The organism is Companilactobacillus zhachilii (genome assembly GCF_003606365.2).
Classification (GTDB): Bacteria; Bacillota; Bacilli; order Lactobacillales; family Lactobacillaceae; genus Companilactobacillus; species Companilactobacillus zhachilii.
Map to the genome: position 1 here is coordinate 298,566 of NZ_CP031933.2, position 14,110 is coordinate 312,675.

A 14,110-nucleotide genomic window follows, 5' to 3' on the forward strand; every position below is an offset into this window, starting at 1 on the left:
GACAAAATGCTTGCTTTAGAGGATTTAGTTCTTCTGACTAATGTATTACGAAATACGATAAAAGATAATTTAAGAGATATTTTCAGTAACAAATTGATTACTTGCTTTTAAATATTATATAAGCAAGAAACGTTTATAAAAAAATTGTCTCTTTTATGCTAATTTTTTGAATATTAATTATTTCATAATACTGTTGTTTACTTACAAAAGATTATAATATATGACCAAGCGGTATTGACCAATTAGGCGGACCACTAAGTATACTAATGATAATATATAAATCTGTGTATGAAAGTCATGTAAGCGCTTTTATTATTATAAGTGAAGTAAGGAGTGAGTCGAATGTTAGTGGATAATAACTTGTTGAACTACCATCTGGTTCAGTTTATCAAGAATCGTAAATCAGTACATTACGGTGATATTGAAAATCACTTCGATATTTCAAGGAAAACAATTTTAAAACATCTAGATGAAATTGAAATTTTAGCAAAGGAGTGTGATGTGGACCTTGTTCGGAAACCCAATGTTGGAATTTATTTTCAAGGTAATGTTGATGATTTATTGACTCAGTTAAACCAACAACAAAGGAAAGGATTGATACCTGAAAATAAGCAGGAAAGAGTTCGGTATATTACAACTAGGTTATTGATGTCGAATAATCCTTTTACCATTCAATCAATGGCTGAAGAATTGTTTGTTAGTCGAACAACGCTGGAATCTGATATTAAAAATGTTCGCAAATATCTTGAAGAACAAAATATCAAAATTTATAGCAATCAGCAAGGAATTTATCTTAAAGTAGATGAAAGTTCTAGACGGAAAAATATTTCTAAATTGCTTCAAGATTTTTGGAATCAAACGACATATGTTGAAAAACGTGGAGAAAAATTATCAAGGCATATTCAACTAAATGGAGATTTTTATCAATTATTTAATTATCAAGATATTACTCAAGTTATTAAGTGTGTTAATGAATTCGAAGATGCTAGCAAGTTAATATTAACAGACTATGAGTATGAATCATTGATCATACATTTAACGATTGCATTACAAAGAATAAGAAATAATAAGTTTTTAAATAATAATCAAGAATCAAATGCCGCATTAGAAAAAAACACAATTTTATTAATTAATAAAATTGAAAAGACCTTCCAAATAAATATACCTGTATTAGAAAAACAGTATTTAAATATTCATGTTTTAGCAATCGAAGGTAAAGAAATTGGGGAGCAAGGGTTTAATGATGATTTTGAAAACTTTTTAAAGGAGCATCTAACTAAAAGCCTTTCTTACGATAAAGAATTAATTTCTGGATTAATCTTGCATCTACGACCAGCATTAAGCAGATCCAATTATGGACTGGGTATCCGTAATCCATATACTAAACAAATTAAGAAAGTTTATCCAGAAGCTTTCGAACAGGCAATGCAATTGTGTTTAGCAATAAGGGACAAATATAGTATTGAGTTGAATGAAGATGAAACAGCATATGTAGCACTTCATATTCAATCATTTATCGAAAGAAGAAGTGCTAAGGGACAAATACAAGCGGTAATTGTTTGTAGCACAGGCCTTGGAACCTCCCGATTTTTGGAGCAGCAATTAAAAACAAAAGTTACTCATCATATCGAAGTAATTTCAGTTATGTCTGTTTCAGAATTTTTAAAATCAAATATTAACGTTGATATTATTATTAGTACGATTCCAATCAAAAATACTAGTATTCCTGTGATTTTGGTAAGTCCTTTTTTAACTAATCAAGATATTGAAACATTAGATTTGAATATTTCTGTGATTGAAAAAAAGAAAATACAAAGTCGCGATTTTTTAGATTTGATAGATACGAATTTAATAAGTTTTGTAGAAACTAAATGTACACGTAAAGGAGCCTTAAAAATAATCACAGATAGGTTGAAAGATGAAAAATATGCATCAGCAGGAGTTTTGAAATCGGCGGAAAAAAGAGAAAGTATTTCTACAACATCATTTGGAAGTATTGCAACACCTCATTGTGATCCGAGGTATGTTTTAACTCCCAATATATCGATATTAATAGCCCTAATGGAGTTGAATGGGGAAAGGAAAAAGTTAAAGTAGTTTATTTTATAGCATTAAATGAATCAGTAAAAAATAAGTTGTCTGCCATTTACGGTTATTTTAACGAGGTGGTTCATGATGAAAAGATAGTTAAGCAACTAGTAAGGGCAAAATCAGAAGTTGAAGTTAAACAAGTATTAGGTGGTGAGAGGGTTGCAAACGACTAATTTAGTTAATGAAAAAAATGTGATATTACATTTAAAAGCTAAAAATCAACGTGATGCGGTTGTCGAAATTGTAAAAATCCTAGTAAGAAATGGATATGTTAAAGATGAATCTGAATTTGTTAGAGATGTTCTGGACAGAGAAAAATTTACGACAACCGGTATTGGAAATGGAATCGCTATTCCGCATGGTAAAAGCAAAGGTGTAATTCAATCTACAGTTATTTTTGCTCGTAGTGATTATGGCATAGATTGGAATTCTTTAGATGATAAGCCAGTTTACAATATTTTTCTTATGGCAATTAATTCGAACGATGAAGCAGATGTTCATTTACATCAATTAGCAAGATTATCTGAGAAAATGATGGATGATAATTTTGTAAAGGCCTTTGAGGCAGGAAATAATGTTCCAGATTTAGTGAAGATTTTAAATGGAGAAAAAGATAAAGCGTAATTGGAGGAAAGTATTATGACTAAACAAATGATTGCGGTTACGGCATGTATTACAGGTATTGCACACACGTATATGGCAAAGGCAAATCTAGAGAAATTTGCTAAAAAAGCAGGGTATGAAATCAAAGTTGAAACTCAAGGTGCTATGGGCGTGGAAAATCGTTTAAATACAGATGAAATTAAGAATGCTGATGTTGTTGTTTTTGCAGTAGATACTACTGTTGTAGAAAGAGAACGTTTTGAAGGTAAGAAGATTTATGAGGTAGGAACGTCCGAGGTTGTTAAGGACGGTGAAAAAGTTGTTAATGAGGCTATTGCAGAAGCGGTTGTTTAATTTTCAAATATATATATTAAGGGAGTGACAGAGATGGCACAAGGTTCCGTAAAGAAGTTTGGTAAAGAGTTGAGTCAGCACTTTATGACGGGTGTTTCATATATGATTCCTATTGTTACAGCCGGTGGTCTTTTAACATCTTTTGCTGTTATTTTTGGTGGTACTGGAGTATGGAATCAAACTTCAAATATTTGGGGAAATATGAGAATGATTGGTACAACGGCATTAGGTTTGATTGTTCCAATCATCGCCGCCTATATTAGTTATTCAATTGCGGATAAACCGGGATTAGCACCAGCCTTTATTTGTGGTATGGTTGCAAATACCTTACATACTGGATTTTTAGGTGGCATGTTAGTCGGAGTTTTAACAGGGTACTTAGTACAGTGGATGAAAAAAATTCCCATATCACCAAGAATCATGGCATTAAAAACTATTATTATTATTCCTGTATTTTCTAGTTTGATTATTGGCTTTTTAATGATTTATGTTGTTGGTACTCCTATTGCTGTCATGACACAGGGCTTGACAGACTGGTTGACTGGTATGAAGGGAAGCAATGCTGCTATTTTGGGAGTCATTATTGGAGCCATGATGGCAGTAGATATGGGAGGCCCTATTAATAAGATTGCTAATACATTCGGATTAGCGTGTTTTGCCTCTGGAGTTTATGGTCCAAGTACAGCTATGTTAATGGCTATTTCTATTCCGCCATTGGGAATGTTTTTAGCAACAATTATTGGGAAAAAATACTATACAAAAGAGGAAATTGAAAACGGTCGTTCAGCTCTGATTATGGGTATTATTGGTATTACCGAAGGTACAATCCCATTTGCGGTTGCTGATCCATTAACTGTTATTCCATCGATTGTCGTTGGTTCATCAGTGACATGCGGTTTAAATGCATTCTTTGGTGTAACTCAAAAGACGGCATTATCAACGGTAATGGCTATTCCATTTACATCTAATCCATTAATTTATATTGCATGTATTCTTGTAGGTGTCGTAATAACAGCCTTTATGGTTAATTTCTTGAAATCACTAAAGGCTAAAAAGAAAGCTACAAAAGATGTAGCCGCTGCAGTGGATCAAGAAATGGTAGGAGAAGGAGTTACAGAATGACAAAAGCTTATTTAGTGAATCACACACACTGGGATCGTGAATGGTATTTTACTGATATTGATGCACAAGTTTTAGCTGATTATTTATTTACAGAGGCTTTGAATGAGTTGCAAAAGCAACCGGATTTGAATTTTACGTTAGATGGTCAGTCTTCAATTGTTGATGAATATTTAATAACTCATCCTGAAAAATTAATAGAAATAAAACAGTTAGTTAAAGAAAATAGATTGTTTGTAGGGCCTTGGTATACACAGACAGATGCAGTTAATATAGATGCTGAATCATTTTTACACAATGCTATTGTAGGTATTACAGATACAAAAAAGAAGTACGGCAACCCGATGATGATAGGATATTTACCAGATACATTTGGGTTCAATGCCAATCTTCCAGCATTGATGGAGCACATTGGGCTTAAGAACTTTATTTTTTGGCGAGGTATGAATTATGATGCCAAGGTTAAATCTCCATACTTTAAATGGGTGGCCCCAGGTGGACAAAGTATTACTGCAATAAACTTGCCACCAACAGGGTATTCAGCTGCTGTAATTACAGATCAAACAAAGGAGAATCTAAAGAAATATGTTAATGAACGATTGGATAAAACAATAGAATTTGTTCACAATATTCGAGGAGATGATATTGCTCTAATGCCTGTAGGTATGGATCAAGTTAATATTGTAAAAGATTCATCAAAAACACTTAAAGAAATAAATGATTTAAGTGAGAATGAAAATATAATTTCAGATTATCCATCATTTTGTGAATCTTTAAAAAGTGTTAAATTACCAGTATATTCAGGCGAATTACGTGATCCCGTATATGCAAGGGTTCATAAGACCATAGGTTCCGTACGGTCTGATCAAAAATTAAAGAGCGCACATTTAGAACAAGTGCTATTAAAAAGAATTGAACCACTGATGGTTATTGCAAAGAAAAATAATATATCAATTAGTACCTCTTTATTGATTCAGGCTTGGAAATTGCTATTTGAAAATCAAGCGCATGATAGTATGGGAGGTAGTGTAACTGATAATGTTGCGATAGATATTGATCATCGATATAAGCAAGCATTTGAACTTTGTGATAGCATTGAAAATCTTATAAAAAACAAATTATCCGAATCAATGTCTTTGAATGATCATGATTTACTATTAATAAATACCAGTACTTCAAAATTTAATGGATTAAAAAAATTTCAAATTGTTAGTTCAACTCCAGCAGTGAATTTTGAGGGCATTGAGAAGGCAATTTTAGTTAATAAAAAGAAATTTAAAGCTAGAAATCATATTTTGGTTCAAACAGATGAGGGGGCTAAGTTCATTACTGAACCAGCGTATTACAAACTAAATTATGATGCACTGGTTGAGTTGCCTGCGCTTGGCTATAAAGTCTTTCACTTTAAAGAATCAAATGAAAGTGATGAACTCGTGAAATCAAATATTAATAATATCTCTAATAATGATGTAGTCGTTTGTTTGGATGATGGTGATGTTGTTATAAAGACAAAATCTAATCAAAACTATCGAGTCTGTTTAGTTGATGAGGGCAATGATGGTGATACATATGATTATTCACCATTACCTGACGATAAAGAAGTAGAATTAAAATTTGATAAATGTGAATTTCAATCCAGTTCAATCCTTTCTAGAGCAATTTTTGAAGGAAAAAACGATTTGCCGGTAGATTTGATGGACAGAAAGAAGAGAAGTACAACTTTAAAAGCTGTTAATTATAAATTAATAGTTGAACTGAATCAGAGCAGTCCCTTGGTGAATGTTGATATTGAAATTGATAATAACATTAATTCGCATCGAATGAGATTAAAAATTAAACATAACCTTAATACTTCTGACACATTAGCTCAAATTCAGGGAGCATTTTGGAACAATAAAAATCATCCTATTCCATCAGATTGGAAAGATAATTATGTTGAGAAACCTGTTAATATTTTTAGTTTTAATAAGAGTGTGACTGTAAATAACGGATTATCTGCTATGAGTGTAATTACAAATGATGCTAGAGAATATGAATCAACTAATGAAGCAATTTATTTAACATTGTTTGCATCTACTGGAGAATTAGGAAAACCAAATTTAGCTTGGAGACCTGGTAGAGCGTCAGGCGATACAACTAATCAGGGACATATTATGATGAAGACACCTTTGGCACAGACAAAAGGTTTGTTGAAATTTAATATTGGCTTATTATTTTTGGAAAAATTCTCAAAAAAAGATTTAGTTAAAAATGAAAATGTATATTTGACACAGAATATTTTTTATCAAACACAACAACTCAATAGATTTATTAATAGATTAGATAATAAAATTTGGCCACAAAAACCAGATGAAATTATATCTAAAGAACAAAGTGATTTTGAATTGCCGGATGATATAAGCGTTAGTGCAATCTATCCTTCATTTACCGATGATAATAAATTTGTTGTTAGATTAGTTAACTTAGGTGAATCTGTGGTTTCAATACCTGATATCCTTAAGTCAGCTAAACAAGTAAATGCCCTTGAAAATACGATTAAAAGTAGAGATGAATTAGAGCCAGAACATCTGGCCACATTTCTGCTAGATTTGTAAAAGTAGTATTTAAAATTTAGATAAAAAATTATACAACAAAAAAGCTGAAGCAGCTTGGATTGGGAATTATCCAAGTGCTTCAGCTTTTTCTGAGGTTTTAAACTAACCAATTAGCTATTTTTTTATGTGTGTGTAATATGGGAGAACAGCTAACTAGTCTGAATAATGGAGCCCATTGACTACTTCAGTTTCGAAGAAGTCAATGTAAGGTCGCTGTAGAATTCATTATTAGCAGGACCGAAGTCGAATCCTTTCACACGGTTGTTAACTGGTTGCCAGTTGTATGAGAACTGTTCACCAACAACACCGGCTTGAGAATTCATGTAGTTTTGCCATTCTTTGAAGACCTTAGTACGTGTCTTATCGTTCCATGAAGCTGAATTGTTCATTGCAGAAATCAATTCACTATTCTTCTTGGTTACGAAATGACCATAGTTAAATGGAGCCGTATCACCGTACAATTGTGTTTCTGTAGGTTCAGATGATGTTGACCATGCACCTAACCAGATATCCATCTTGCTTTGACTTGGCTTTTGAAGGGTATCGTAGAAACTATTCATTTCCATTGGTTTACCGTTAGTGTATTTAACATTCAAACCAATCTTGTGCCATTGTTGTAGGTAATCTTGATATGTTGCTTCAGTAGTAGCACTACTTGTCATAGCACCGAAGTAGATTGTAAGTGGTTTGCCCTTAGGATCTGAACGCCACTTGCTACCGTTACGTTTCTTGTAGCCAGCTTCATCAAGTAACTTATTAGCTTTCTTGATGTTTAGGGTGTAACCTTTAGCACTCTTGTCATAGTACTTAGAGAAGATAGGAGGAAGCAAAGTATTAGCACGTTGCTTGATACCATTACCAAATTTCTTTGTAACTTGGTCAACGTTTAGAGCATACATCATAGCTTGACGTAGGTTCTTGTTAGCCATCTTCTTGTTAGGATCCATGACGTTCTTGCCAGTCTTAGTATCAAAGTGACCTAAGTTAAAGGCAAAATAACTGTATGTGAAAGCAGGTTGACCAACCATTGTATAATCTTTAATATTCTTCAAGTTCTTGTAGTCAGTACCACCAAGTGAACCAGCACCTGAAGGAACAACGGAGTCATATTTCTTTGATTGTAGAGCTTTATCAATATTGTTCATTGAAACAACGTTGATTGTGATGTGTCCAATTTGAGCTTTCTTTCCGTAGTAGTACTTGTTTGGTGACCAACTTGTTGATTCACCTTCGACAACTTTATCTAGCTTGTAAGGACCAGTAAAGATAGGATTCTTACGGATTTGTTCTGAAGAGGCAAGTTTAGCGATTGGAACATCTTTGATGTATTCATAAGGTTCAACGTAATCCCAGATGTATGAGTTTCCGGCAAATTTCATACTTGGAGCCATCTTCTTGAAGTGAAGTACGGCAACTTTACCATTTTCACCATCGGGATAAGTAATACCTGAGATAGTATCAGCTTTACCAGCGTGGTATTCAGCCATACCTTCAATATTCTCATAGTCAGATGAGTACTGTTGTGAAGTTGAGTCCTTATTACCTAGGACTTCATAAGCATATTCAATATCCTTAGCAGTAACAGGTGAGCCGTTTGACCACTTGGCATTGCTACGAAGTGTGATTGTGGCTGTCTTAGCTTTACGATCAAGTTTTTGATTAGCCATACCACCATCAACAATCTTGTAGTTCTTGTCGACATTGAACAAGTTTCCTTGACCACCAGGTGCGAAGGCTTGATTATCTGATTCGTTTGGAGCTAAGGCTGGATCAGTGATACCTTGGAATGGAGCATTGTTGACCAAGGCCAACTTCAAAGTACCATTCTTAGTTGCTGATTTATCAGTTTTATCCGGATTTTTATACGCTGTTTGCATTTTAACGGCAGCGCTTGAGGATTCACTACTGCTGTTATTTGAACATCCAGCTAGTGTGATTGCAGCAAGAAAAGTTACGGCAATTGTGGCTAGCTTAGTTTTTGTTTTAACCATATATATTTCCCCTTTGAAAAAATTTTAAAAACTATAAATTTTGCCAAATCCCCTTGTTGAAAGATGAATTGGTTGTCATGCAAAAAGAGAGCAGAGAGATGTGTTTGTAATGATGGAGGCATCACTTCTTTCAAGTGGCTAAGTATAATTTCAAAAATAATTAAGCATCAATTCCGTGGCGTTGTGAGGCATCGGCTGACCGACGAACGACTTGTCCGATATAACTAATTGAGAGACAGAGGACAATAATTAAGAGGGCGGCTGGTAACCAAGTCCACCAGTATTGGGTGATATTGTTAGGATCATTGGCATTGGCAATCAAAGTACCAAGTGATGGTGTTTGAATGGGAAGACCAAATCCCAAGTAGGAAAGTCCTGTTTCAACCCCGATGTTTTCGGCGAAAGATAAAGTTGTATCAACGATAATCAGGGATGAAATGTTAGGCATGATTTCTTTGAAAATAATCTTAAAATTGCTGGTACCGGAAGTTTTGGCAGCTGCAACATAATCTTTTTCCGATTCTGACAAAGTTCTAGAACGAATCAGACGAGAAGTTCCTTCCCAATAAAAGATTGAGAAAATCAATGTCAAAGTGACGGCGTTGTAATTTTTAATGATAGTAACTAAAACAATGATCATCATAGTCATTGGCAACATCATCATGAAGTCGTACACACGTTGCATACCCCAGTCGATATAACCGTTGAAGTAACCTGAAATAAGTCCCCAGCAAATACCAAAGGTTGAAGAAATAATCGTTAAACCAATCGCGATTCCGATTGAATTTCTAGCCCCGACGATTAGTTGTTGACCAACTGAACGTCCACCAGTATCTGCTCCAAGAATGAAACCATTGGTTCCGGGCGAGGCGTTGTAATTCATGATATTTGTTTCCATCATCTTTGGTGTGTTGATGAAAAGTGAAGCTATCATGACGAACAGAATAAATCCGACAACGATGACCAAAGCGACCATTGCTGGTTTATCGGCCTTGAACTCACTCCAGATGATCTTGGCTGAAGACGGTGTAGCTTCGTCTTGGGCTTCTTTGGAAAGTTTTTCCAGGTCGGCCGCTGAAATCTTTGAATGTCTATTTAAATTTTCTTCCATAATTGACGGCCCCCTTATTGGATTCTGATTCTAGGATCAACGATACTTAGGATGATATCTGAAAGTAGGGTACCTAGAAGGTTCAAAATTCCGTAGATTAAAACTAATGCGGTGATAACAGTGTAGTCACGATAACTAATTGAGTTAATGAAGAGTAATCCCATACCAGGGTAAGAGAAGACAGTTTCAGTAAATAGAGAACCATTCAACAAACCGGTGATGGAGTAACCTGCAAAAGCTGCAATTGGTAACAAGGAGTTTCTGAAGATATGGTGTCTATAAATATCTTTTTCAGGGACACCTTTTGAACGAGCTGTTCTAACATAATCGGAACGTTTAGCATCGATAACTTCTGAACGAAGATATTGAACGACATTGACAGTTCCAAACAATGCTCCCAAAATACCAGGCAACAAAATATGGTAGAAACGAGAGCCAATTGATGGCAACCCTGGATTGGCAGTTGAGGAAATGGACCCAGTCGTTGGGAACCAACCTAAGACGTAACCGAAAATCCAAACGCCGATAACTAAAATAACGAAGAAAGGAATACAGAAGGTTACGTAAGTGTAAACTCTGATGATTGAATCGGGTAATTTTCCTTCATGCTTAGCGGCGTACATTCCCATTGGTAAAGCTAGACAATATGTCAAAATAGTTGTAAATAATGCTAACCAGAGAGTGTTGACGGCACGGCTACCAATTAGACGGGTAACTGGTTCTTGATATTGGTAACTATTTCCTAGATTACCGTGGAACAAGTGCACGACCCAATTCCAATATTGTTGATACCAAGGATCGTACAAACCGTTGATTTCCATCAAGTGGTGCAGTTGAGCGGGATCAGCTTTGGGGTTGATGGAACCAGTGAAAGGATCACCAGGCATCGCCTTAGCTAATAGGAAAACTAAAATACTAAGAATAATAACTTCAGGAATCATAATTAAGATACGACGGAGAATTGTTTTCCACATTATGCTTGCACCTCGCCTTCATGTTTAAATTTATCAGCCAAATCTTTTGGTAAAGCCACTGAATGAGTGGGGGTGATTTGGACTAATGGATAAGCCTCGCCATTTTTGTCGTAGTATTTATCTTGTTGTTCCTGATAAACTTTTTCGACTTGCAAACGTTTAGCGCGATGTTCAGCACGATTGTTGACGTTTGTTTCAGGGATGGCAGCTAGTAGTCGTTTAGTATAGATGTGGATCGGGTGATTATAAATATCATCACGTGTTCCGATTTCAACTAGACGACCACGATTCATGATGGCGATGTTGTTACACATATGTCTGACAACACCTAAGTCGTGAGAAATGAAAAGATAAGAGATACCGAATTCACGTTGAATTTTTTTCATAAAGTTCAGCACTTGGGCTTGAACAGATAAGTCTAGGGCTGAAACAGGCTCATCAGCGATGATTAACTTTGGATTGGTAGCAACTGCTCGTGCGACCCCGATACGTTGTCTTTGACCACCAGAGAATTGGTGTGGATACTTATAAAGTGCATCAGCGTCGAGTCCAACGATATCTAGCAATTGTAAAACGCGGAGTTTTTCTTCATTCTTATCAAGATGTTCAAAATTCCGTAATGGTTCAGCGATAATATCTTCAATTCGTTTTCTCGGATTCAAACTAGAAAGTGAATCTTGGAAAATCATTTGAACGTCGTGGTTATAATCAAGGCTCTTACGGTTAGCTTTTTTCGTAATGTCTTTTCCTTGGTACATAATTGAACCGCTAGTGACTTTTTCAAGACCAACGACTGATTTACCAGTGGTTGATTTACCCGAGCCAGATTCGCCGACAAGGCCGTATGTTTCGCCGGCTTCGATGTTGAAACTAATACCGTCGACAGCTTTGACTGAATCGGTGATACGATTCCAAAATCCAGAACGGATAGGGTAGTGCACGGTTAAATCTTTAATTTCAACTAAGCTCATGCAGATGCACCCCCTTGTTCATCAGGAAACTTAAATGATTTGTAACAAGTACAACGAACTAAGTGTCCTGTTTCGACTTCATGCATAGTTGGTTCAGTTTCATGTTCGTCGTCTGACATCCAAGGAATTCTGGGTGCAAAACGGTCGCCAGTGTGAGGCATTTTTTGTAAGGAGGGAACATTTCCCCTGATGACATATAAGTCATCATTTTCTTTGTCTAGTTGAGGCATTGATCGTAATAGTGAACGAGTGTAGGGATGCTTTGGTTGATTGAAGATTTGTTCAACACTACCTTCTTCAACGATTTGGCCAGCATACATAACGGCAACTCGGTCAGCTGTTTCAGCAACAACACCTAAATCATGGGTAATTAGAATAATACCGGCATGATTTTCTTTTTGAATAGCTCGTAGGACGTCCAAAATCTGAGCTTGGATAGTTACATCCAAAGCAGTCGTTGGCTCGTCAGCGATAATTAAATCAGGTTTACAAGCAATGGCGATGGCGATGATAACACGTTGTCTCATACCACCAGATAATTCATGCGGAAATTGACGGGCTGTCCGTTGAGGATTGATAATGCCGACTTGATCAAGTAGCTCTAAAACACGTTGGTGCTTTTGTTCAGTTGAGAAGTCAGTGTGATAATCCATTACTTCACTGATTTGATCTTCAATTCTTTTTAATGGATTCAGAGCTGAAAGTGGGTCTTGGAAAATCATGCCGATCTTAGCGCCACGAAATTGGTTGTAGCCATTTTCGTCTAACTTTAAAAGGTCAGTTCCTTCAAAATCAACTTCCCCAGTGATTTTTGTTTCTGATGGATCGTGTAGTCCCATAATGGTAGTGGCTAAAGTGCTTTTCCCACAGCCAGACTCACCAACAATGGCTAAAATCTCATCATGATGGACTGACAAGTTAATATGAGAAATCGCATCATAATATTTACCATTGATCTTAAAAGCGGTACTAACGTCCTTAATATTTAAAAATTGTGATTTTGGCTCCAAGATAACTCCTCCTGTTTTTCAGATTTATCTCTGTTCTCCCTAAACCACCAAAAGTGGTCTACACACATACGATTGAATGGAGATGTAATAATTGATGTTGATTATAATTAATTAAAATCTAATTTACAACCCTAATTATTAAAAGATTATTAAAAAGATTAAGAAATGTACAATTTGTCTTATGAGAGCATATTGAAATTTATGAGTTTTGAGTTTATGTATTGTAAGCATTGTCATGACTGGCTTTAGCGGAGTACACAATTTACTGATATGATGAGTTTAAGGTAAATATATAAAATCGTAGATATAAAAAAAGAATATCAAGAATCTAAGATTCTTAATATTCTGTGAGTGTGAATTTAATTTTGGACTTTCGCCTCCAGAAGCAAGAAAATTTTGATTACTATGGAGACCGATTCGAGCCAAAGAGCGGTCTCGAATCTCGATTTTGAACCTCGCAAAAAGCGCGAGTTTCAAAACTCGTCTCGTGGTGTAGGCGCTAAAGCACCAACGCCACCTTCACAGCAATCAAAATTTTCTTGCTCCTTCCGGCTAGTTTATTCTTTATTGGTAGGTGATAATGTTATTTGGGTCAACGTGGGCTTAAAACCGTGGTAGGATATTTGTAGAAAAGGGTGATTATATGCGTCATCGTAAGAGAAGTAAGAAACCATTAATTATTACAATTGTGGCGATTTTAGTTATTTTGGTATTATGTGTTGTGTTCTTTTTCCCATTGAATAATTTTATTCGTAACGCTACGGGTAACGATACAGCAAGTGATAAAGTCGTTAAATCTGAACTAGTAAAAAAAGTTAAGTCGAGAAAAACTGGTGATCCAGCTAAGGATAAGAAAATCGATCGGGCAGCTTCTGTTTTGGGGAAGAAAAAAATGTCGCAAATTATGTCTGCTGCCGATGACCAAACTAAAGCTGCTACTTTAATTGAAAGTTCATCGTCTTTATCAAAAGAGCAATCACAGAAGGCAGCCCAAGAGATTTTCTCAAATGACAGTTATACGGCCATTCGCCAAGCAATCAGTTCTGGCAACTGGTATCAAGCGTACCAGCAATATCAAAAACTATCTGGGAACGGGCAGTTAAATCAATTGCAACAAGATATAAATCAATAAGCAATTTAGTGTTTCTTTCTTAAGTTCAGTTAGTTTTAACTAGAGACTAATATATTGGATAAATAGGTTCTGTATTATTTGAAATATAAATTAAATATTGATAAATGTTTTTATGAAACAAAAAAAGAGCACACTAAATGATGTGCTCTTTTTATATTCA

General features: G+C 35.4%; 12 protein-coding genes. 7 read left to right on the forward strand and 5 right to left on the reverse strand.

Features of this window, described 5'->3' with window-relative positions; all coding sequences use genetic code 11:
* Positions 1-342: 342 nt before the first annotated feature.
* The 6 genes from D1B17_RS01320 to D1B17_RS01345 are packed head-to-tail and all read left to right on the forward strand — an operon-like array spanning position 343 to position 6,761.
* Positions 343-2,097 (forward strand): BglG family transcription antiterminator, encoded by a 1,755-nt coding sequence (locus D1B17_RS01320; RefSeq protein WP_120143571.1) that lies wholly within the window; start codon positions 343-345, stop codon positions 2,095-2,097.
* A gap of 8 nt (positions 2,098-2,105) precedes the next feature.
* Complete coding sequence (locus tag D1B17_RS12980) at positions 2,106-2,264, forward strand: hypothetical protein (protein WP_420868406.1); 159 nt, start codon at positions 2,106-2,108, stop codon at positions 2,262-2,264.
* Positions 2,251-2,715, forward strand: coding sequence for a PTS sugar transporter subunit IIA (locus D1B17_RS01330; protein WP_120143566.1), 465 nt, complete (start codon positions 2,251-2,253; stop codon positions 2,713-2,715). The genes D1B17_RS12980 and D1B17_RS01330 overlap by 14 nt, the downstream gene beginning before the upstream one ends.
* Before the next feature lie 15 nt (positions 2,716-2,730).
* Positions 2,731-3,048: a PTS fructose transporter subunit IIB gene (locus D1B17_RS01335; protein WP_120143564.1), complete on the forward strand. Its 318-nt coding sequence runs from the start codon at positions 2,731-2,733 to the stop codon at positions 3,046-3,048.
* Between the two features lie 33 nt (positions 3,049-3,081).
* The gene (locus D1B17_RS01340) at positions 3,082-4,170 is read left to right on the forward strand and encodes a PTS fructose transporter subunit IIC (RefSeq protein ID WP_120143562.1); all 1,089 of its coding nucleotides are present in this window, start codon (positions 3,082-3,084) and stop codon (positions 4,168-4,170) included.
* Positions 4,167-6,761, forward strand: coding sequence for a glycoside hydrolase family 38 N-terminal domain-containing protein (locus D1B17_RS01345; RefSeq protein ID WP_120143560.1), 2,595 nt, complete (start codon positions 4,167-4,169; stop codon positions 6,759-6,761). The genes D1B17_RS01340 and D1B17_RS01345 overlap by 4 nt, the downstream gene beginning before the upstream one ends.
* Positions 6,762-6,940: 179 nt before the next feature.
* Here D1B17_RS01345 and D1B17_RS01350 read toward each other — a convergent pair whose 3' ends face one another.
* The 5 genes from D1B17_RS01350 to D1B17_RS01370 all read right to left on the reverse strand — a co-directional run bounded on the left by D1B17_RS01350 (position 6,941) and on the right by D1B17_RS01370 (position 12,818).
* Entirely contained in the window at positions 6,941-8,752 is a 1,812-nt protein-coding gene (locus tag D1B17_RS01350) for an oligopeptide ABC transporter substrate-binding protein (protein ID WP_120143558.1), read from the reverse strand.
* Between the two features lie 160 nt (positions 8,753-8,912).
* Positions 8,913-9,863 carry an ABC transporter permease gene (locus D1B17_RS01355; RefSeq protein ID WP_120143556.1) on the reverse strand — a complete coding sequence of 317 codons (951 nt, stop codon included), beginning with the start codon at positions 9,861-9,863 and terminating at the stop codon, positions 8,913-8,915.
* 14 nt (positions 9,864-9,877) lie between these two features.
* On the reverse strand, positions 9,878-10,837 hold the full coding sequence (locus D1B17_RS01360) for an ABC transporter permease (protein ID WP_120143554.1): 960 nt from the start codon (positions 10,835-10,837) through the stop codon (positions 9,878-9,880).
* Complete coding sequence (locus D1B17_RS01365) at positions 10,837-11,808, reverse strand: ATP-binding cassette domain-containing protein (protein WP_120143552.1); 972 nt, start codon at positions 11,806-11,808, stop codon at positions 10,837-10,839. The genes D1B17_RS01360 and D1B17_RS01365 overlap by 1 nt, the downstream gene beginning before the upstream one ends.
* The gene (locus D1B17_RS01370; protein WP_120143550.1) at positions 11,805-12,818 is read right to left on the reverse strand and encodes an ABC transporter ATP-binding protein; all 1,014 of its coding nucleotides are present in this window, start codon (positions 12,816-12,818) and stop codon (positions 11,805-11,807) included. The genes D1B17_RS01365 and D1B17_RS01370 overlap by 4 nt, the downstream gene beginning before the upstream one ends.
* Positions 12,819-13,461: 643 nt before the next feature.
* On the opposite strand from D1B17_RS01370, the gene D1B17_RS01375 reads away from it, so the two are divergent.
* Complete coding sequence (locus D1B17_RS01375) at positions 13,462-13,950, forward strand: hypothetical protein (protein WP_120143548.1); 489 nt, start codon at positions 13,462-13,464, stop codon at positions 13,948-13,950.
* The last annotated feature ends 160 nt before the right edge of the window (positions 13,951-14,110 follow it).

Bases quoted from the DNA above. Each gene is read 5' to 3' on its own strand.
- D1B17_RS01360 (WP_120143554.1), bottom strand. From the start codon at position 10,837: ATGTGGAAAACAATTCTCCGTCGTATCTTAATTATGATTCCTGAAGTT.
- D1B17_RS01335 (WP_120143564.1), top strand. From the start codon at position 2,731: ATGACTAAACAAATGATTGCGGTTACGGCATGTATTACAGGTATTGCA.
- D1B17_RS01355 (WP_120143556.1), bottom strand. From the start codon at position 9,863: ATGGAAGAAAATTTAAATAGACATTCAAAGATTTCAGCGGCCGACCTG.
- D1B17_RS01375 (WP_120143548.1), top strand. From the start codon at position 13,462: ATGCGTCATCGTAAGAGAAGTAAGAAACCATTAATTATTACAATTGTG.
- D1B17_RS01320 (WP_120143571.1), top strand. From the start codon at position 343: ATGTTAGTGGATAATAACTTGTTGAACTACCATCTGGTTCAGTTTATC.
- D1B17_RS01345 (WP_120143560.1), top strand. From the start codon at position 4,167: ATGACAAAAGCTTATTTAGTGAATCACACACACTGGGATCGTGAATGG.
- D1B17_RS01365 (WP_120143552.1), bottom strand. From the start codon at position 11,808: ATGAGCTTAGTTGAAATTAAAGATTTAACCGTGCACTACCCTATCCGT.
- D1B17_RS01350 (WP_120143558.1), bottom strand. From the start codon at position 8,752: ATGGTTAAAACAAAAACTAAGCTAGCCACAATTGCCGTAACTTTTCTT.
- D1B17_RS01340 (WP_120143562.1), top strand. From the start codon at position 3,082: ATGGCACAAGGTTCCGTAAAGAAGTTTGGTAAAGAGTTGAGTCAGCAC.